Origin of the sequence: Bdellovibrio sp. NC01 (assembly GCF_006874625.1) — a bacterium.
GTDB lineage: Bacteria > Bdellovibrionota > Bdellovibrionia > Bdellovibrionales > Bdellovibrionaceae > Bdellovibrio.
Map to the genome: position 1 here is coordinate 3,157,910 of NZ_CP030034.1, position 20,533 is coordinate 3,178,442.

A 20,533-nucleotide genomic window follows, 5' to 3' on the forward strand; every position below is an offset into this window, starting at 1 on the left:
AGGGAAAATCCCTCCGTTCGACAAATTTATGTTCTTTATGACATAAGAAAACTGCAATTTTTGTGGACCGAAGTCACCTCGTAAAGGCAACACTTGGGTCCCTACAGATCTTAGTAAGATTTCGCGAAAAGAACCCACTTCGTCGCAGGTTTTCCAGAGAAGATACAAGTGCCCGTTACTGCGTCTTGCTCCAATGGAATACAACGTGGAGTTACTTTCAATTGCGCTAGCAATTCGTGACCCATGCCTTCTTCACACCAAGGAACTTTTGCGAAACCTGGCGCAGAAGATTCGTCACCTTTGAAATACGCTTCGAAATCTTTCAATGAAGTGATTGTCTTGATATTTTCATCGCGGAAGGCTTTGGCTTTCGCGAACAAACCATCTTGGATCTCTTGCAAAAGACCTGCGATGTTTGCAACAAAGGCATCACGTGCTTGGCCCGCTTTTTCTTTTGGACCACGATCACGACGACCAACAAAAACTTCGCCTTTCGCCATATCACGAGGGCCGACTTCAACACGCACTGGAACACCTTGTTTGATGTATTGCCATGCTTTATCGCCACCACGGATATCGCGGTCATCAACTTTCACGCGCACGCTGCCGCCCGCGAAGTCTTTCGCTTTCAATTCTTTTGCAAGGCTGTTTACGTATTCAAGAACGCCCGCTTTTTCATCGTCATTGCGATAAATAGGAACGATCACCACATGCAAAGGAGCAATCTTCGGCGGAACAACAAAACCGTTGTCATCAGAGTGAGTCATGATCAAACCGCCGATCAAGCGAGTTGAAACACCCCATGAAGTTGTCCATGCTGTTTCTTCTTTACCTTCAGCGCTCAAGTATTTGATGCCTGAAGCTTTAGCGAAGTTTTGACCTAAGAAATGCGACGTACCCGCTTGCAACGCTTTACGATCTTGCATCATCGCCTCAATCGTATAAGTGTCAACTGCACCTGGGAAACGTTCGTCAGTTGTTTTCATACCTTTGATCACAGGCATCGCCATGTAGTTTTCAGCGAAGTCTGCGTAAACGTCCAACATCTGCAAAGTTTCTTCTTGAGCTTCTTTTGCAGTTGCGTGAACTGTGTGACCTTCTTGCCACAAGAATTCCGCTGTACGAAGGAACATGCGCGTGCGCATTTCCCATCTCATCACGTTACACCATTGGTTAATCAAAACAGGAAGATCACGATATGATTTGACCCATTTTGCGAATTGGTGACCGATGATTGTTTCAGAAGTTGGACGAATAATAAGTGGCTCTTCCAATTCACCGTCTGGAATAAGTTTGCCGTTGCCATCACCTTTCAAACGGTGATGAGTCACAACTGCGCACTCTTTAGCGAAACCTTCAACGTGTTCCGCTTCTTTTTCCAAGAATGAAAGTGGAATCAATAACGGGAAGTACGCGTTCACGTGACCTGTGTCTTTGAATTTACGGTCTAAAACGGCTTGCATGTTTTCCCAAACTGCATAACCCCAAGGTTTAATCACCATGCAACCACGAACTGGAGAATTCTCTGCCATGTCTGCGGCTGTGATAACTTGTTGGTACCACTCTGGGTAGTTTTCTGAACGTGTTGGCTTAATCGCTGTATCTGACATGTGTCTTCCCTTTTAAGTATCTTTTGTATCGATGCCGTAAGCTTTGATCTTACGGTGCAAGTAACTACGCTCAAGACCGATAACTTCGGCCGTACGAGAAATGTTACCACCATTTTCAGCAATCTTCTTAAGAAGATATTCTTTTTCAAATTCTGCACGAGCTTCACGGAATGTTGATAGACCTTGAATGTCCATCGTCTTACCGCCTTCGCCAGATAGTTCAACAAGACCTGCGAAACGCACGTCATGAAGATCGACGAATTCACCTGGAGTCAGGATGTAAACGCGTTCAACGAAGTTTTTAAGTTCACGCACGTTACCTGGCCAGCCGTAAGCGATCATGTGATTCATCGCTTGTTCCGAGAAAGCTTTCTTCGCATAACCACCTTCACGAGACACGTTGTCAGCGAAGTATGAAGTCAAAACTGGAATGTCTTCCGGATGTTCTTTCAATGACGGCACACGGAACGGGATAACGTTTAAGCGATAGTAAAGATCTTCGCGGAAGCGGCCTTCTTTAACTTCTTTATCCAAGTCTTTGCTTGAAGCCGCGATCACACGCACGTCGTTTTCAACAGCTTCAGAGCTGCCCACGCGAGAATATTTTTTCTCATCCAAATAGCTCATGAGCTTTGCTTGAGTTTCTTTGTTCATCGCTGCGATTTCAGCGATAAACAATGTTCCGCCAGCGGCAAGATCAAGTTTACCCTTTTTTGTGCGCTCAACACCAGGCATAGCGCCTTTTTCGATACCGAATATTTCTGAAGCCAAAAGATCTTCAGGTACACCCGCACAATTGATATCAACAAACGGACGAGAAGCGCGCGTGCTCATGTAGTGAATGTTTTCAGCTACCAATTTTTTACCAGAGCCCGCTTCACCTTGGATCAGCACCCAAGAGTTCGTCGGCGCAACACGTGCGATGATTTGTTTTGTTGCAACCAAAGCCGGAGCTTCACCAATCAAGGCGATCGACTTACGAAGTTTATTCAACAATAAAGCCTTTTCTTCTTTTTGTTGTTGGTAGCTAAGGATGTTTGAAATCACGATCAGGATTTTATCCATCGACAACGGTTTTTCGATGAAGTCCCACGCGCCAAGCTTTGTTGCTTTCACCGCAGTTTCGATCGTACCGTGACCAGAGATCATCACGAACTCAACGTGAGGAAATTCTTTACGAGCCATCGTCAACACTTCGATGCCATCGTATTTACCTGGCATCCAGATATCTTGGAATACGATATCTGGTTGAATGTCTTTGATCGCTTTCAAACCTGTTTCACCATCGTGAGCTAAGAAAACTTGATAGCCTTCGTCTTTCAATGAAGCCGAAAGCACATCACGAATGGGAGCTTCGTCATCGATAATCAAAATTTTAGTAGATTGAGGAGTCATACCGACCTTCTTTCAAAATTTTCCAAAAGCCTATTCTTCAGATGGCTTCCATGCGCCAACTTCATTCACCGGCATCTCGATCACCATCTTCACACCTTGCGGTTCATTTGCAGTCGCGCGAATGAAGCCGTTGTGATCTTCGATGATCCTTTTTACGATAGCTAAGCCTAAACCAGTTCCGCCCTCTTTTGTAGAGTAGTACGGCTCAAAAATACGATTTCGATCCGCAGCAGGAATGCCTTCGCCGTTGTCTGCCACAGTCAAACGCACTGTTTTGATGTCTTTGTCATAACGAGTGACTATTTGCACACTAGGCTGTGGTTCTTTTGCAACAGCCGACACCGCATTATCGACCAAATTTACGAGGACACGTTTGATTTGGTCCGGGTCAAATTTGAAGTCTGGAAGCTCGTGATCAGGAGCAAAAATAAACTGCACTTGCGGATGTGCTTGGCGATAAAGTCCCAACGACTCTTCCACCACAGAATTTAAATTCGCAACCACCGGGCGAGCTTGTGGCAAACGTGCAAAGTTCGAGAATTCGTTGACCAGATTTTTCAAACCATCCACTTGCTTCACAATCATCGTCGTACATTCATTGAATGCCGGATCTGTGATGGAAGCACCGAACTTTCTTTGCAGACGTTCCGCAGACAGCTTAATCGGCGTCAGCGGATTTTTAATTTCATGAGCGATACGACGAGCCACTTCAGTCCATGCAGCCGCACGTTGTGCCGATACGATTGGCGTCATATCATCGAACACCAAGATCTTACCCACTTCGTGGCCTTTTTCATCTTTAAGAATCGAAAGAGTCATCTGCAATGGCACAGCTTCACCATGCACATTGATGCGCAATTCTTTTTGAATACTTTCGACTTTATGATCCTGCATCGTCTTCAAAAGCTCTGCAAAGGTACGGAAATATTCCAACGTCAAAAGTTCGCGCACTGACGAGCCAATGTATTTTTCAGGATCAACACGCAACAACTGCGCCGCATGACGATTGATTGTCGTCACATTCCCCGCCTGATCGACAGAGATCACGCCCGTGTTTACGTTTTTCAAAACCGTATCGGTATAGCGCGCATGCTGATCTAGTTCTTCGAGCGTGCTTTCAAGATTCACGGTCATTTGATTAAAGCTTGAAATCAAATCGTTGATCTCTTCAGAGCCAGATTTGATATTCAAAGTGGTATAGTCACCACCGGCCACCCTGCGGGTCGCTCGTCCCAACTGCACAATTGGAATCGATAACTGCCGCGCCAGATAGAAACCAAACCATGTTGCCGCCAACAAGATCACAAAGGTCATTAACACCAAGATGATCAAGTAAATCGACTTCAACGGATATTCGAGAGGATTGATATCCCGGAATTCATCATACGCGGTCGAAATGTCATCCATCTTCGAAACCAGTGACAACGGCAAGAAGCTAGAGACAACAATGGCACCCCGATCGGCACCTTCTTTCACCGGAACGATCACGCGCACTAAGTTACCATCGCCAAATTGATGGATGATACTGGCTTCGGCTTGAACCTTAATACCTTTTTGCAAGAATTCCAGCGACACGGCGGGAACCGTTGGAACGGTGTCGTCTTCCGCAGAAACGACGATGCGTTTACCGAATAGCGACGGATAGTATTCCACTGCATCCAACGCGAATTCTTTACGTAAGGTTTCGATCTTATTTTTGATTTGCTCTGGATTGTAGATGGGACGAACCGAATCTGCGATCTGATGCGCGAAGTGATAGTTCTTTTTCTTCGCATTGAAATAATAAGCGTTCGTGACTTCGATTGAGCTTTTTAATACGCCCGCCATCTTGGCACTGAACCACTTATCGAAGCTTGAGTTGATATAGAACACCGAAATGATGAACATCAAAACTGTCGGAATGAACGAAAATGCCACGAAGGCCGCGATCAGTTTTGCTTTAAGACTGCTTCCGAAGATTTTCCCTTGCCGTTCAACGAAGACCTTCACGACGTTGCGGAAGATCATGAACAACAGCAACAACAACAGCACGATGTTGAAGTTCACCAGACCGAAAAAGAAAATACTATGAACGAACGGAAGCTGCTGACTGGTTGCGAAGAGACGGATCTCAAACCACGTCAGTAAAACGAACAAAAACGACACCAAGAGAACAATAAATATTTCTCGGCGTCGTTTTTTGAACTCCTGGGGACCAGGAGGAAGAAAGTCATCTTTGTGTTGTGTACTCATTCCCCCACAATCCTAAATTACTTCTTAGATTTTTTCGCGGATTTTTTTGCAGCCTTCGCTTTTGACGCTGCATCTTTAACTGGCTTCTTTGGAGCTGCTTTAGCAGTTGCTTTTGCTTTGGGAGCTGAAGCCGCCATCATTTTAGCAGTTTTCAAAGTCGCAGGGATCTCTTGAGTCAAACCGATCATTTCCATAACAACTTGAGCTGCTTCCGCACCTTTATTGCCATGAGAGCCGCCAGCGCGAGCTAATGCTTGCTCTTCGTTTTCAGTTGTCAAAACACCAAAACCAACTGGCTTTTTATAATCCAACATCAAACGAGTGATACCGTCCGTAACTGAATTGCAGACATAATCGTAGTGAGTAGTATCCCCACGGATCACAGCACCCAAGGCAACAACGCCATCACAACCCGCGTCCAAGAAAGCTTGGCACGCCAAAGGGATTTCAACCGCACCTGGAACAAGTGCTGCGAAGATTTCAACACCTTCACAAGACTCAAGATAGCTAATGGCGCCTTCTTCCAACTTTTCAGTGATTTCGTTATTCCAACGAGCAGTAACTACTCCGACTTTGATATTTGCCATTAGTGGGCCCCTTTACAATTTTCGATCGCTACAATTTCAACAATTTCTAAATCAAATGCTTTCAAGCCCACTTTTTTCTCGGGCTTGTTTGTGATCAGGCGAATTTTATTCGCGCCAATTTCGCGCAAGATCTGCGCACCGATACCGTAATCTCTTTCATCCATAAGCGGAGTGGAAGGACGAACGTCTTCCATACCAACAAGGACTTGCAATTCTTGTGAAAGATTGGCTGTGCGATTGTTACCGCGCAAAAGAACAAAAGCACCAGAACCTGCTTCTTCAATCATTTTGAAGCTTTCAGCAACTGATGAAGCACCCGTTTGCAACGCCGACATGAAATCACGAGTGAAGTTGTCAACGTGAACACGCACCAATGTCGGATGATCTTTTTTGATCTCGCCTTTTTGCACGACAAGATGTTCAAGACCGTCCACCGTGCTTTTGAATACACGCGCTTTATAGTTTTCACCGAAAGACGCTGGCAACGAAATGCTTGTTAGCTCTTCCACCAAAGTTTCATTCGCCAAACGGTAGGCAATCAAATCAACGATCGTACCGATTTTGATGTTGTGCTTTTTAGCGAATTCGCGAAGATCCGGAACGCGAGCCATCGAGCCATCGGCATTCATCACTTCACAAATAACCGCTGCTGCATTTAAGCCCGCCATGCGCGCAAGATCCACACTGGCTTCTGTGTGACCCGCACGTTTCAACACGCCACCTTGTTGCGCGCGAATAGGAAAGATGTGACCAGGCATGTGAACGTCAGTAGGTTTAGCATGAGGATTCGCAGCCACTTTACAAGTGTGCGCACGATCCGCAGCAGAAATACCCGTCGAGATACCTTCTGCGGCTTCAATCGAAACTGTGAACGCTGTTTTGTTCGGAGCATAGTTGTATTCATCACGAACCATCAACGGCAATTGCAAACGATCCATTTGTTGTGCAGTCATACACAAACAAACCAAACCGCGAGCTTCCGTGATCATGAAGTTGATCGCTTGAGCATTTACGTGATCTGTCGCCAGGATCAAGTCGCCTTCGTTTTCACGATCTTCATCGTCAACAAGGATCACGATTTTACCGGCGCGGACGTCATCGATAATTTCTGGGATTGTATTGAATTCCACGTTTAGTCCTTTTTCACTTCAAGAGATCTTTGAATTGCACGAGCCATGTAGTCAGGCTCAACATTGATGCGACTGCCTGGTTTGAACTCGCCCAAGTTTGTGCGTTTGATCGTTTCAGGAATCAAGCATACAGAAACTGTTGAGCCATTCAATTCATTCACTGTCAGGCTGACACCATTCAAAGTGATTGAACCTTTTTTCCAAACAAATGGCAGGATGGTATTGGCAACTTGCACGTCCAAGAAGAACGATTCGCCCTGAAGCTCAGCGCGAGTCACAGTTCCAAGGCTGTCGACGTGACCAGTCACAAGATGACCGTGAATACGGTCGCCAAAACGCAAACTTCTTTCGAGATTTACGTTTTTACCTAGCCAGCTTGTAGGGTTCCACTCAAGAACCTTGATTGTTTCCGCCGCCAAAGCAAACGTCATCGTCTGCTCGTCAAAGGCTTCCACAGTCAAGCAAACGCCATCACAAGCGATGCTATCACCAAGCTTTATATCATTGAATTCACTAGGTTTTTTGATTTTAATACGATAGGCATTAACAAGCTCTTCAGAGCTCGTAATGGGCATCACGGATTCTACAATTCCAGAAAACATAAGGGCCTCTAGCTTAATGGCCGAGACCCTACACTTTAGCGCCTAAATTGGCAAGGAAAGTGGACGATTTTTCAGAGGGAAAACCCTATCTGCCACCAGTCGCTTTTGAAGCCACCGTTTGGCTGCCGGATGATGTCGAAGCCACAGAGCTTGATGTCGGCTGAACACCCGCTGCTGGCGGAACATAGTCGGCCGCGTGGAATTTGAAGAGCTTCACTTTCGCGCCAATAACTGCATTGTAGTCGTTCTGTTCAATCACGCGACCACGAGAGATCTCGTCACCGACGGAATCGATTTCAATTTTTGCAACCGCGGCACCCGCAGAAGCGACACCACCTAGATATTTTGAATTACAAGGCTCGCCTTCCCAGTAGTATTCTTCGTTGTACACCAACAATTGGTCGCCCGGTTCAAGGCCCACGTCAGTACCACCCACGATAATCAAATGCGTGTCGTGATTTGCCATCACACGTGTGTACCATTCTTCTGATTTCAATTGATCACTCAAACCAGAAACGGCTTTCGTCAAAGCGGTCTTAGACACTGTCGCAAGCGGCGTTTGATAGTAAGCACTTGGGCCCACACTGAAGGCACCAAAATTCAAAGAGAAGTTCACTGCTGTTTTCGTTTGCTTAGATGTGACATTCGAAGCCGCAACAACTGTCGAGCTGAGAGGACGAGTTGCAATCATCGACAAATCAAGTTGCGCGAATTGCAAATTCAAACCCGCTGACGCCAAACCATTCGTTGGATATGCACCTGCAGGCGTAAAACCAAGAGTAATACCGCCACCACCGATCAACTCAAACGAGTTCACTGAACCAGCGATCTTAACTTGCGGCACGTTCACCATACACCAAGCTGTCTGTGCGTATTGCACATCATAGCTATCTGTTTTACCTGCTTCAACAGCAGACGCTTTCATCATCGCGCTATCAGCTTTAGATAGATTGAAAAGATTTGTATCGCCATTTGCATTCGTCGTTGACGTCAATGGAGCTGTTGCAATTGGTGGAGCATATTTGAAAACAAAATCTTTGCTTTCTTGTAGCACGCCGTACACTTGTTGATTCGCAACAAATTGGAAGTCAAAACTTCCACCAGGAAAATTAACTGCGCTCGATTTGATCGAACCCATGTCGACAATTTTTTTCAGAGCGCGCTCTGGTACTGCTGCTTGTTGCTGACATTTCTGGTTACCCATTGTCATTGCAGCCCCAGCGACGAGCACTGCGATTTTTCCAATCGTCTTCATCTTCCTGTTCCCTTCCCCATGGGTCATCGGTGACCGCAGGGTTCGAAAATTGTTTCGGTGTTCACGCACAGTATACGGATTTTGGTCTGGGAACTTAAAGCGCGGCTAAGTACACAAAAAAATTGGGAAATGAAAAACTAGTTTCACTATGGGACACGATAAGTGTTGGAAATAATTCGAGAGTCAAAAAATTCGCAGCATTCAAAAAATTTTCGCTTGTCGAATTCTTAGACTGTTTTACTGAAAAGTTATGTGACACTGTCTAGAGCGCAAATTCTAAATGTCTAAAACTTGATCGAAAGCTTTAGACATCGTTATGTATCTTTGGACGCAGAATGTTCTAAGAAAATTAGAACGAGCCGCCACCCGACAAGATGATGAAATACTGAACTTCATCATCAGGAAGTTTCACGTCGTTCTTATCTGTACGAGTTGTATAGTAGTGAGTAACTTGCGCACCACCACCGATTCGCAATCCACCAAGATTAAAAACCAAACCTGCTTTTGCAAATGCACCGTTTGAATCTTCATTGGCAAAACGCAAACCCGGGCCCGCGAAGACGTCAACACCAAAGCCACGACCTTCTGTGTACAGCGAACCTTCCACAAGCAGGGCTGTATCCAAACCGTAGACAGTGTTAATTGTCGAACCAAATTGCGTGAAGATCGAGTTGCGCCAGTTCAACCAGTCTTGAACCCACCAGTTCAAACCCAAATCAAGCTCTGTGTAAGAGTTGCCATTGTATGAACCCACACCACCGCTTAAATCATAAGTCAGCGGACGTCTGCTGCTGCTAGCTGGAGAACGCTCTGCTGCGAAAGAGTATGAAGATAAAGACAAAACACAAAGAGTGATTGCAATAATATTTTTCATAACTCCATTTCAAAATTTCGACGACACCTAGTCAATCGTTTTAAGTTTGCTAAAGCTTCAATGGGGCTAATAGTCCCGTCCTCGTGGCGTGGTTGAACATGAACAGGAGTAAGCTCGCATTAGTTCGCGGACCACGTAGGCATCAATTCTGCTTCAAGAAATTCATATGATGAACGAACTAAAAATCGCTTTATTGACGACACTGTTTTTGGCGACCACGACAGCTTACGGCTTGGTCCCGTCAGAAATAGAAGCCGGCGCCAAACTGCTGGGCGCAAATATGGTCGATGAAGTGAAGTTTGAAGAAGGCAAAAGCACTTTGACAGCACAATCCAAAGCCGATCTGGCAGCTTTAATGAATGATGCCAAAAAGAAAGGTCAGATCGAAGAAGTTAAAATTGCAGCGTGGGCTGACAAAGACTATCCCGACGACAGCACAAAAAGTTCATCGCAGGATTTAAAACTCAGTGCCGCCCGCGCAAAAGAATTAAAAGAATATCTGAATAATGATTTAGGTGTACGTACCGTTAACACTTACAACATGAGTGAACGCCCCAATCCATTGCAAAAGGCCGTCGGCTTTGCTCCTAAAGACGACGGCAACAGCATGGATGGCGGTTATATCTTCACGCGCGTGCAAAGATCAAAAGCAGTTCTTATGATCTATCTTCAATAGAGCGTAAACGTCGATACAAAGTTTTGCGATCTATTCCCAAATCACGGGCCGTCTTATCTTTCGCTCCCCGATTCACTTCAAGAGCATACTGAATATAAAGCCGCGTGATTTCTTCAATCGGCATGATTTTTTTCTGTGGCAGCTTTTCAATAAGAAATTGCTGCAAGTTTGATGACGGAACTTTTAAATCAGAAATACTTGGCGAAGAACGCATCAAACGCAAATGTTCGACTTCCACCTGTGGAGTCGTACACAACACCGCAGCCCGCTCAATTAAGTTTTCAAGCTCACGCACGTTACCCGGCCAGTTGTAGTTTAACAAGATTTCGACAGCACCTGTGGAAAAACCTGTGATCTCTTTTCCATTTAAAGTGGCAAAGCGACGAAGGAAATATTGGGCGAGCGGCAAAATGTCTTCCTGACGCTGGCGCAGTGGCGGCACTTCGATAGAGATAACATTTAATCTAAAAAATAAATCTTCGCGGAATGTTTTCCGTTTGATCGATTCGTGAAGATTTTCATGGGTCGCACAGATGATGCGAATATTAATAGGTCGATAATTATTTTCTCCGACGCGTTTAATTTTGCGCTCTTGAATCACGCGCAATAATTTTGCCTGCAAGTTGATATCAAGATCGGCAATTTCGTCTAAAAAAACAGTTCCCCCTTCGGCTTCTTCAAAAAGACCCACGCGCGCAAGTCCCGCCCCGGTGAATGCGCCTTTGGCGTAACCGAAAAGTTCTGATTCAAGAAGATTGTCTGGAATAGCTGAACAGTTCAGCGGTACGAAAGCTTTTGCTTTTCGTTTGCTATGTTCATGAATCATTTGTGCAATGACTTCTTTGCCGGAACCACTTTCGCCAACGATTAAAACATTGGCTGAACTTTCTGCGACCTGCTTCGCAAGTTCGACGGCTTCGATAAAGGCGGGGCTTCTGGCGATAACTTCTTTGTGACTCTGCATTGCCCAACTCCTTTCACAGTATGAAGTGACTTCTCTTAGAGAAATACTCCACGTTCCAGTTTTCCCCAATGCAAAAGCGACGTTCTTGCTCGAAGACATTTACACTTTCAATTAACAAACGAAAGGCTGGTGGGCATCACTATTGCTTCAGAAGTTAATAAGAGCATTTCCGCAATCAAGGAGGTTTAACATGTTACGTGCTGCCATTGCATTTTTCATCTTGGCCATCGTCGCATTTGTGTTAGGTGCGAACGGTGTCGCTGGTCTTTCAGTGGAAATTGGTCGAATGCTATTGATCGTATTCTTGGTTTTAGCTGTGATCAGTTTCTTCATCGACTTGATTGGCCGAAGAGGACATCGTTAGTTAACAGTCCTGATCTGCCACGAGCAGGGAGATTTTCCACTCGGGCTTTCTCCCTTTTTGCGACTTTCAATTAACAGAAGCCGCGGCTTTGTCGTATCGAAAAGGCCGCTAGGGCTTTCGTTTTTTCCAACGAAAACCCCAGCCGTTTGGACTATCTATCAGTGCGAGAGTTAGAAGAGCCTCTGTTGCTCCCAACGTCTCTTGATGAGTCTGATGATCTTTGATTTGAACTGTTGCTAGAGTTTTGATTGCGATTCAAATCTCTTGAATTGCTTGAAGAGCTACCGCTTGTTCTTGAAGAAGAAGAGTTCGATGAATCGTTCATGTTTCTGTTTGATCTTTCGTTACCCATAGGGCCTCCTTGTTAGTTGTATAAGCGTCACTGCTTACATAAGCCCTACTTAAGCAATATCTCTGCCAATGTCTGATTGAGTATCGGCAAAAAAAATCCCGCTGAGCATTCACACAGCGGGAGCAAAAATATTTTTTTCCAACAACTTTTAGAATGTCAGTTTGTTGTCCTTCGCACTGACTTTCACAGAATCACCGGCTTTGACTTTACCAGAAATGATTTCTTTCGAAAGTGGATTCAACAATTCTGTTTGAATCACACGCTTCAAAGGACGGGCACCATAAATTGGGTCGTAACCTTTCTTCGCTAAGAAATCGACAGCTTTGTCGTCAAAGTCGATGTTGATGCGTTTCGATTTCAAACGTTGCGCAACCAAATCCAGTTGAACTTTCACGATGCCAGCGATTTGATTTTCACCCAAAGAATTGAAGATGATCGTTTCATCGATACGATTCAAAAACTCTGGACGGAAATGTCCACGCAAGGCTTCAGTCACTGCTTCACGTTTTTGTTCATCACTCATTGCCGGATCTAAGATCGCTTGTGAACCGACGTTTGATGTCATGATCAACACTGTGTTTTTAAAATCCACTGTGCGACCTTGACCGTCAGTCAATCGACCATCATCCAAAACCTGCAATAAGATGTTAAACACATCCGTGTGCGCTTTTTCGATTTCATCCAACAACACCACGCTATAAGGTCTGCGACGAACGGCTTCAGTCAATTGACCGCCTTCTTCATAACCCACATAGCCCGGAGGCGCGCCGACCAAACGAGATACAGAGTGTTTCTCCATATACTCACTCATGTCGATACGGACGACCGCTTGTTCATCGTCGAACAAGAATTCGGCTAACGCTTTCACAGTTTCTGTTTTACCTACGCCCGTTGGGCCTAAGAAAATGAAACTGCCGATCGGTCTGTTCGGATCTGAAATTTCAGCGCGAGCTCTGCGAATAGCATCAGCAACGATTTGCAGCGCATGGTTTTGACCCACCACACGTTTTTGCAAAGTCTCTTCCATGTGCAAAAGCTTTTGCATATCGCTTTCAAGCATTTTGCTAACTGGAATGCCAGTCCATTTCGCAACAACTTCAGCGATGTCTTCAGGAGTCACTTCTTCCTTCAACATGCGGCTTTCCGTTGTTTTTTGCTCTTTGCTGCGTTCTTCCATGGCTTTGAGCTTTTTCTCAGTCTCTGGAAGTTTGCCGTATTTCAATTCCGCAGCTTTACCTAAATCACCTTCGCGTTCCGCTTTAGCGATTAAGTTTTTCAAATCTTCAATATCGGACTTAAGCTTTTTAATCTGCGTGATGCCGCCCTTTTCGAATTCCCATTGTTCGCGCAGCAATTGATTTTTTGCCGTCAACTCTGAGATTTCTTTATCAAGAACAGTGATACGCTCTTTCGCAGCATCGTCCTTTTCTTTTTTCATCGCTTCTTTTTCGATACGAAGCTGCATCAATTCACGTTCGATCTTATCGATCTCTTCCGGAACGGAGCGAGTTTCAATACCTAATTTACTTGCCGCTTCGTCGACCAAGTCGATCGCTTTATCCGGCAAGAAACGATTCGTGATGTAACGACGTGAAAGCTTCACGGCTGCAACCAGCGCGGAGTCTGTAATACGAATACCATGATGGACTTCGTATTTTTCTTTCAGACCACGCAAGATTGTAATCGCATCTTCTTCACTTGGTTCTTCAACCATTACTGTTTGGAAGCGTCTTTCTAAAGCCGCATCCTTTTCGATGTATTTGCGATATTCATCCAATGTCGTCGCACCAATACAACGAAGTTCACCGCGTGCAAGGGCTGGCTTCAACAATTGCCCCGCATCCATTGCACCTTCCGTTTTACCAGCGCCCACCAAAGTGTGAATTTCGTCGATGAACAAAATGATTTGTCCTTCGCTTGTCGTCACTTCTTTGATCACGGCTTTCAAACGGTCTTCGAATTCACCACGGTATTTGGCACCGGCAATCAACGCCCCCATATCCAGGGCCATCAATTTTTTACCAACCAAATTATCAGGCACGTCGTGCTTGATAATTCTTAACGCCAAACCTTCAGCAATCGCCGTCTTACCAACACCCGGTTCACCAATAAGCACCGGATTGTTTTTTGTACGACGAGACAATACTTGGACTACGCGACGAATTTCTTCATCACGGCCCACAACAGGATCCAATTTTCCTTCAGCGGCAAGCGCTGTTAAATCCTTCGCATATTTTTTTAAAATCTCGTACTTATTCTCTGGATCGTCGTCCGTCACTTTTTGGCTGCCACGCATTTCTGTTAGCGCCGTTTTTACGTTTTCAGGACGGATGTTATATTTCTTCCACAACGTTGAAAGTTCAGAGTCTCCTGATTTCAACATCGCCAAGAAGAAATGCTCAGTAGAAATATAAGCGTCGCCCCACTCTTCAGCCTCTTTTTCAGCTGCACTGAAGACTTTTTCAAGACGTGGACTTGCGAATTGTTTTTGGCCTCCACCCGTCATTTGCGGGAAACGGTCGACCTTTTTGCGAAGCTCAGCCAAGAAATCAGCCTGAGGTACGCTTAATTTATCTAATAGACGAGGAACGATCCCCTCTGATTGTTGTACGAGTTCTAAAAGCAAATGCTCAGGTTCAACCGATGGGTTGCCCTTACGCTCAGCCAATTTGGCAGCCGCTTGCATGGCTTCCTGACTTTTTCGCGTCATTTTTTCAATATCATTTGCCATTTTTCCTCCAGCAATCTACCTAAAGGATGAGTCTTAATTTCCCAATGTCAATATGAGGACCTAAACAAATGCCGAAGATCCCCGCTGGAATCGTGAATCCAAAATCCAAGGGCAAATCTCAACCGCGTTTGCGTCCCTCAATTCACAAAGATCGTATCAACCCCCAGGATTACATGAAGTATGACACTCGCTTTTCTTGCGAGGACTGCTCTCACTTTGATTCTGATAAAGTCGTGTGCACGATTGGTTTAGTTCCCGAACATCATACAAAAGCCGCGCAGACACACCAGTATGAACTTGCTGGCAACATGGCCTTTTGTCGCTTCATAGAAATTGACTGATCTTCAGTCGAGAATCGCGTAATTTTTCTCACTAAAAGTATTGTATAATTTCGATTCAGGACAATCTTACGTCCTGAAATCTCGATCTATCGTTGGACTAGTATTGTTTTTTTCCGACGAAACCAGCCTCATGTCCTGTCAAGGCTACGCCCTAAATCCCGATCAATCTCACATCAAGAATCAACTCAGAAGGAGTCAAAGAGAGAAGGTCACTCTCTTTGCTATAACCGAAAGGAGGGCCTTCAAGGATGACATAACAAGAACAACAGATTGTTCACTACTTGGTAAAGCGGAGTGAGGTAAGGTCCTCAAAAACAGAATACCAAGATGATGTCGAAAGACGTTAAGGCCTAAAACAAAAAAACTAAAGCGCAGACTCGGATGTCAGTGCTCGGCTGGTGGAAGTAGGTTTCACAAAGCCAAACAACAAATCAGGGAAGGATATTGAAAATGAAAAATAAATATTAACGGAGGAATTTAAAATGGGAATGAGAGTAACAACAAATATTAGCGCACTTAATGCACAAAGAAACTTGGTTGGTTCACAAAGAGCAATCAACGATTCAATGGCAAAACTAGCTTCTGGTAGCCGTATCAATAAAGCTGCTGACGATGCTGCTGGTCTAGCAATCTCTGAAAGCTTCAAAGCACAGATCCGTTCTGCTGCTCAAGCTCAACGAAATGCTAACGACGGTATCTCAATGGTTCAAACTGCTGAGGGTGGTTTGAATGAAATCGGTAACATCGTAGTTCGTCTAAGAGAATTGGGTATCCAAGCTGCTTCTGACACTGTTGGTGAAACTGAGCGTGGCATGTTGAATAAAGAGGTTACTCAGTTGAAGTCTGAGGTTCAACGTATCGCTAACGTTACGACATGGGGTACTACTAAACTATTGGATGGTTCTTCTCCGAAGTTCGATTTCCAAGTTGGTATCCGTAACAACGCTGAAGAAGATCGTATCTCTTTCAACGCGTCTGAAAACGTAGCTACATTGGATTCTTTGGGTATCGCTGGTATTGACTTCTCTTCTAAAGAAGGTGCTCAAGACGCTTTGGCGAAATTGGATGCTGCACAAACTTCAGTATCTGGTACTCGCGCTAACCTTGGTGCTCTTCAAAATCGTTTGACGTCAACAGTAGACAACTTGGGTGTTGCTCAAGAAAATATGTCAGCTGCTAACAGCCGTATCCGTGACACTGACGTTGCTTCAGCATCTTCTGAGATGACTCGTAACAACATCTTGTTGCAAGCAGGTACTGCGACTTTGGCTCAAGCAAATCAATCTAACCAATTGGCTTTGAAACTAATCGGTTAATCGATAGAGCGATAGCTTAAACCTAAAACCCGGTGAGGAAACTCTCCGGGTTTTTTATTTTTTGTCCAAAGAGTTTCCACTTCCCTGCCTATTTTTTGAACTCTGGAAAAAGTGTCTAACTAATTTACTAGTAATTCCGAATATTTACATAAAGTAAACTCTGATTCCTTCCGAAATGTTTAGCCATGATGGAGGAGTTATGAAACTTTTGATCGCAAGCCAGCTTGTAGTGCTCGTAGGCTTTGCTTTCTCGTTGTCAGCGTGTACAGGTGGCGGCTTTGAAGCTTTGTCGTCAGTTGCTAGCAATACCAATCAGTCTGTCGACAATGGCAGCAACAACGGCCAATCGACAACGCCAACAACTCCGACTGCTCCAAGTGCTTATGACAAACTTGATATCGATGGTTATGTCGCGGGCGGTGCCTACGATGGAAACTTCGCAATGAGTTTGGACAAGACCAACAACGCCCTGCTCGTGAATCTACCAATTCCTGCGGGACCGTTCTCAAACATCTCTGTGGATATTCCGGATCTTAAAGGTGCGAAGATCAAAACTTATTATGACGTTAATAATAGAGCCCAAGTAGCTATCAGCATTCCGTTGCAGTACGTGCTGCATGGAGTTACTACGCTGCCCGCTTCCAAACTCCCAAATGGCAACCCGCTTCCTGCAATGCCTTCCGGAGAGGCTCCATCACTAGCCTTCAGTCTTAATAACAACTCGGAAAATAAGATTCGCATCTATATAGGTGTCAATGCGGTCGGTATGTTTATCGAAAGCTCCTACATCCCCGAGTATATTGGCCTAACATTACCCATTAAAAACAAAGCTCAGACAAAAATTTTGGGTTACTTCTCAATTGTTCCAAAATCGGGTTCATACAATGGCGGACTTTTTGTCGCTTCTTTGATCCCTAACGATATCGCAAAAATCATTGATGACCATTTGAGCGGCATCATCCACTAAGTTTCAAAACTAGCCTCTGAAAATCCTAATGAATTTTGCTTTGCCTGCCCCCTTAAATCTCGCTAGTCTAAGGGGGCATTTCATTTGTAACGCACTTATTTCAGGAGCACATCATGGCAAAGAAAAAAGCAAAACCAGCTAAGAAAGCAGCACCAAAAAAGGCAGCTAAACCTGCTAAAAAAGCTGCAAAAAAAGTAGCAAAAAAATCTGTTAAAAAAGCAGCGAAGCCTGCTAAAAAAGCAGCACCAAAAAAAGCTGCTAAACCTGCTAAGAAAGCTGCTCCTAAAAAAGCTGCTAAAAAGGCAGCCCCTAAGAAGGCCGCTGCAAAAAAAGCAGCTCCGAAAAAAGCCGCAGCTAAAAAACCTGCAGCAAAAAAACCAGCTGCTCCTAAAAAAGAAAAAGCATCAACTGCAGCTAAAGTTGCAGGTGGCGCAGTAGCAGGTGCAATTGCAACTGAAGCAATCAAACCAGCTATCGAAGACATCAACTCTGATTTCGATGACGAAGCTGAACTAGACAGCATGGTTGATATCGAAGAAGAAGACGTTGAAGAAGGTGACGACTGGGAAGCTTCTGAAGAAGAAGGCGAAGAGTCTGACGACGAATCTTTCGACGACATCGAAGAAGACGATGAAGAAGAAGAAAACGAAATTGGTAGCGTAAAAACTAGCAATGACGATGATGAAGACGAAGATGACGAAGACGACGACGATGATTTCGGCGACGACGAAGGTTACTTCTAGTCTGCACTTCTGCTAGCACAGAGCGCATAAAAAAAGGGAGTCTTTGACTCCCTTTTTTATTATCATCGCCTTATGTACAAACATCTTTATAAAAGATTTTTAGAGGCGAATCCTAACCACCTTCATTTCGCAAGCCACAGCCATCACTACTGGCCCGATGTGACTCGCGATGCCCAACTCCAATACTGGGATGATTCTGCCGCCCACGTTGACGATAAATGGGGTTACCTTTTCAGTGCAAAAGTTACTGCCGCACAAAAATTGATCGCGGAAAATTTGAACTTATCCAAACCAGAACAAATTGTGTTCGCACCGAACACACACGAGTTTGTCTTTCGCTTGATGAGTTCATTAGATTGGAATGCTGGTAAAGTTTCGATCCTGACGACAGATTCTGAATTCTATAGCTTTGATCGCCAAGTGAATCGCTTATCAGAATTTTCCCAATTCGAAGTTGTGAAAGTTCCGGTCGCTCCGTTTGAAACATTCAACGACCGTTTTGAGAAAGAATTAAAATCACGCGAATGGAACATGGTTTTCTTAAGTCATGTGTTCTTCAATTCGTCATTGGTGGCTGACATTCATCGCCTGGCCCGTGCGGCTTCCAAGAATTCGATTTTTGTGATCGACGGTTATCATGGCTTCATGGCCGTACCGACGGATTTATCTGCAATTGAAGCGCATGCGTTTTATCTAGCGGGTTCTTACAAGTATGCTCAAGGCGGCGAAGGTGCTTGTTTCCTTCACGTCCCGACGTCCGTGCGCCATCGTCCATTTTACACGGGCTGGTTCACGGAACTTGGTCATCTGTCAGCAGTCGGCAATCAAGTCCCCTATGCCACAGACGGTTTGATGTATGCGGGAAGCACGATGGACTTCACAGCACTGTATCGTTTGATCGCAACTTTAGAACTCTTCAAAAAAGAAGGTCTTACGGTTGCGAAGATTCACGCATTCGTTCAAGACAATCAAAAGTTTTTCTTAGAAGAGCTAGAGAAGAAAAATCATCCGCTGCTTAGTCGCAAAACTTTAATCGCCGGAGATTTAAAAAATCACGGTCACTTCTTAACGTTCAATTTGCCAAGTGTAGAACAAACTCAACAGTTTGTAGCCGCTTTGAAAAAGAAGAATGTGAAAGTCGATTCCCGCGGAACTCGTTTACGTTTCGGTTTCGGTCTTTACCAAAATCACAACGACATTCAAAAACTCATCGCGCTTCTTTAAGGGTGTCTGTCATTTTTTTGGGTCTACACCGCAGCAAAAGAAAAGGGCCAGTGGTTAAACCGGCCCTTCCCGTTTAATAATTTTTTAGAAGCGATCTTCTTAGAAGCTAGGAAGATCGACAATCACTCCACCACCGCTGTCCGCTGGATCTTGCGGCGCTGGTTGTGGTGCAGGCGCTGGAGCCGGCGTTGTACCAACACCATTTGGTTCTGGTGCAGGATTTTGTGGTTGCGGCGTTGTGCCTACACCACCTGTTGAAGGCGTTGCTGGTTTAGAAGGAGTTGACGGCGCAGCAGGCTTCGTCGGAGTCGTTTGCGTTTGACCGCCACCATTGCCACCATTTTTCTTCGCTTCATCAGCTTTACGTTTTGCTTCAGCATCTGCTTTTGCTTTTGCATCGGCAGCTGCTCTTGCTGCTGCCGCCGCTTCAGCTTTCGCTTTTTCAGCCGCCGCACGAGCACGAGCTTCCGCTTGTCTGCGGGCAATCACTGCTGGATCGAAATCATTTTTACATTGATCGATAATTGCAGCGGAACCACGAACACCTTTAGTTCTGAAACCAGAAGTTACACAGTCAATCACTTCAGGAGCCAAACCTTGATTACAATATTTGTGAGCAACTTCTGGTGCAACTTGAGCATTCTTATAAAGAGTACCCATGCAACGACCATAGCTTGGATTGTTCGAGCTTGCGCACCAACGTGAAGTTGCCGGCAAGAACTCTCCATCACCGTTTTTTACGAAAGAATCAAATTGCACTGCGCACGAGTTAATTGATACCGCACGGTCTTGGCAATATTCCGAAGCAGTAATCACTGATTGATCTGGGCCTTTCAGTGAAGTGCTCATTTGTTGTTGTGATCTTTGATCCAATGCATTTGCGATATTGATTACGCACGTTTGGAATTCAACGTCTGTATTTCCAGAACAAGCTCTGTCAGCTGTTGAAGGAAAAATTCCGAAGTTAGTCGACAACGCATCAGTACAAGCATCGCGTGAGTTTGCGTAGCGATCTTGCTGAGTTGAAGAACGGAAGTCTCTGTCGTTACTTTGCACGGATGGGCGTGTGTCGCGATTATCGCTTTTGATAATCCAAGCATTTGCTTGCAAAGCAAACGTGCTTACTAAAACTATCGACATTGAAGTTAGTAGTGTTCTCATGTCAGTTCC

The 20,533-nt window shown here is 44.9% G+C and carries 19 protein-coding genes; 7 read left to right on the top strand and 12 right to left on the bottom strand.

Annotation, left to right across the window (positions count from 1 at the left end; all coding sequences use genetic code 11):
- Positions 1-110 precede the first annotated feature (110 nt).
- From proS to DOE51_RS15155, 8 genes are all read right to left on the bottom strand, one after another.
- A complete protein-coding gene (gene proS, locus DOE51_RS15120; RefSeq protein WP_142697376.1) occupies positions 111-1,610 on the bottom strand; it encodes a proline--tRNA ligase in 1,500 nt (499 codons plus the stop codon).
- Between the two features lie 12 nt (positions 1,611-1,622).
- Positions 1,623-3,005, bottom strand: a complete 1,383-nt coding sequence (locus DOE51_RS15125) for a sigma-54 dependent transcriptional regulator (RefSeq protein WP_142697377.1) — start codon at positions 3,003-3,005, stop codon at positions 1,623-1,625.
- A gap of 30 nt (positions 3,006-3,035) precedes the next feature.
- On the bottom strand, positions 3,036-5,150 hold the full coding sequence (locus tag DOE51_RS15130) for an ATP-binding protein (protein WP_246845110.1): 2,115 nt from the start codon (positions 5,148-5,150) through the stop codon (positions 3,036-3,038).
- A 104-nt stretch (positions 5,151-5,254) separates the two neighbouring features.
- Complete coding sequence (gene ribH / locus DOE51_RS15135; protein WP_142697379.1) at positions 5,255-5,824, bottom strand: 6,7-dimethyl-8-ribityllumazine synthase; 570 nt, start codon at positions 5,822-5,824, stop codon at positions 5,255-5,257.
- Positions 5,824-6,954 carry a 3,4-dihydroxy-2-butanone-4-phosphate synthase gene (gene ribB / locus DOE51_RS15140; RefSeq protein WP_142697380.1) on the bottom strand — a complete coding sequence of 377 codons (1,131 nt, stop codon included), beginning with the start codon at positions 6,952-6,954 and terminating at the stop codon, positions 5,824-5,826. Before ribB ends, ribH begins: the two co-directional genes overlap by 1 nt.
- A 2-nt stretch (positions 6,955-6,956) precedes the next feature.
- On the bottom strand, positions 6,957-7,556 hold the full coding sequence (locus DOE51_RS15145) for a riboflavin synthase (RefSeq protein WP_142697381.1): 600 nt from the start codon (positions 7,554-7,556) through the stop codon (positions 6,957-6,959).
- A gap of 85 nt (positions 7,557-7,641) precedes the next feature.
- Positions 7,642-8,811 carry a hypothetical protein gene (locus DOE51_RS15150; RefSeq protein WP_246845111.1) on the bottom strand — a complete coding sequence of 390 codons (1,170 nt, stop codon included), beginning with the start codon at positions 8,809-8,811 and terminating at the stop codon, positions 7,642-7,644.
- Between the two features lie 349 nt (positions 8,812-9,160).
- Positions 9,161-9,685, bottom strand: coding sequence for a hypothetical protein (locus DOE51_RS15155; RefSeq protein WP_142697382.1), 525 nt, complete (start codon positions 9,683-9,685; stop codon positions 9,161-9,163).
- Positions 9,686-9,851: 166 nt separating this feature from the next.
- Between DOE51_RS15155 and DOE51_RS15160 the strand changes: the two genes are divergently transcribed.
- A complete protein-coding gene (locus tag DOE51_RS15160; protein ID WP_142697383.1) occupies positions 9,852-10,361 on the top strand; it encodes an OmpA family protein in 510 nt (169 codons plus the stop codon).
- Here the strand turns inward: DOE51_RS15160 and DOE51_RS15165 are convergent.
- A complete protein-coding gene (locus DOE51_RS15165; protein ID WP_142697384.1) occupies positions 10,342-11,325 on the bottom strand; it encodes a sigma-54-dependent Fis family transcriptional regulator in 984 nt (327 codons plus the stop codon). The two genes, DOE51_RS15160 and DOE51_RS15165, sit on opposite strands and share 20 nt — an antisense overlap.
- A 190-nt stretch (positions 11,326-11,515) precedes the next feature.
- Between DOE51_RS15165 and DOE51_RS15170 the strand changes: the two genes are divergently transcribed.
- On the top strand, positions 11,516-11,689 hold the full coding sequence (locus DOE51_RS15170; RefSeq protein WP_142697385.1) for a DUF1328 domain-containing protein: 174 nt from the start codon (positions 11,516-11,518) through the stop codon (positions 11,687-11,689).
- Between the two features lie 151 nt (positions 11,690-11,840).
- On the opposite strand, the gene DOE51_RS15175 is transcribed toward DOE51_RS15170, so the two are convergent.
- Complete coding sequence (locus DOE51_RS15175) at positions 11,841-12,041, bottom strand: hypothetical protein (RefSeq protein ID WP_142697386.1); 201 nt, start codon at positions 12,039-12,041, stop codon at positions 11,841-11,843.
- A gap of 148 nt (positions 12,042-12,189) precedes the next feature.
- Positions 12,190-14,772, bottom strand: coding sequence for an ATP-dependent chaperone ClpB (gene clpB, locus DOE51_RS15180; RefSeq protein ID WP_168196470.1), 2,583 nt, complete (start codon positions 14,770-14,772; stop codon positions 12,190-12,192).
- A 68-nt stretch (positions 14,773-14,840) separates the two neighbouring features.
- Between clpB and DOE51_RS15185 the strand changes: the two genes are divergently transcribed.
- From DOE51_RS15185 to DOE51_RS15205, 5 genes are all read left to right on the top strand, one after another.
- Positions 14,841-15,113, top strand: a complete 273-nt coding sequence (locus DOE51_RS15185) for a hypothetical protein (RefSeq protein WP_142697387.1) — start codon at positions 14,841-14,843, stop codon at positions 15,111-15,113.
- 482 nt (positions 15,114-15,595) lie between these two features.
- Positions 15,596-16,429, top strand: coding sequence for a flagellin (locus tag DOE51_RS15190; RefSeq protein ID WP_142697388.1), 834 nt, complete (start codon positions 15,596-15,598; stop codon positions 16,427-16,429).
- Positions 16,430-16,628: 199 nt separating this feature from the next.
- Positions 16,629-17,396 (top strand): hypothetical protein, encoded by a 768-nt coding sequence (locus tag DOE51_RS15195; RefSeq protein ID WP_142697389.1) that lies wholly within the window; start codon positions 16,629-16,631, stop codon positions 17,394-17,396.
- 113 nt (positions 17,397-17,509) lie between these two features.
- Positions 17,510-18,139, top strand: a complete 630-nt coding sequence (locus tag DOE51_RS15200) for a hypothetical protein (protein WP_142697390.1) — start codon at positions 17,510-17,512, stop codon at positions 18,137-18,139.
- A gap of 72 nt (positions 18,140-18,211) precedes the next feature.
- The gene (locus DOE51_RS15205) at positions 18,212-19,363 is read left to right on the top strand and encodes an aminotransferase class V-fold PLP-dependent enzyme (RefSeq protein WP_142697391.1); all 1,152 of its coding nucleotides are present in this window, start codon (positions 18,212-18,214) and stop codon (positions 19,361-19,363) included.
- 99 nt (positions 19,364-19,462) lie between these two features.
- Here the strand turns inward: DOE51_RS15205 and DOE51_RS15210 are convergent, their stop codons facing one another.
- Positions 19,463-20,524: a hypothetical protein gene (locus tag DOE51_RS15210; protein WP_142697392.1), complete on the bottom strand. Its 1,062-nt coding sequence runs from the start codon at positions 20,522-20,524 to the stop codon at positions 19,463-19,465.
- Positions 20,525-20,533: the final 9 nt, after the last annotated feature.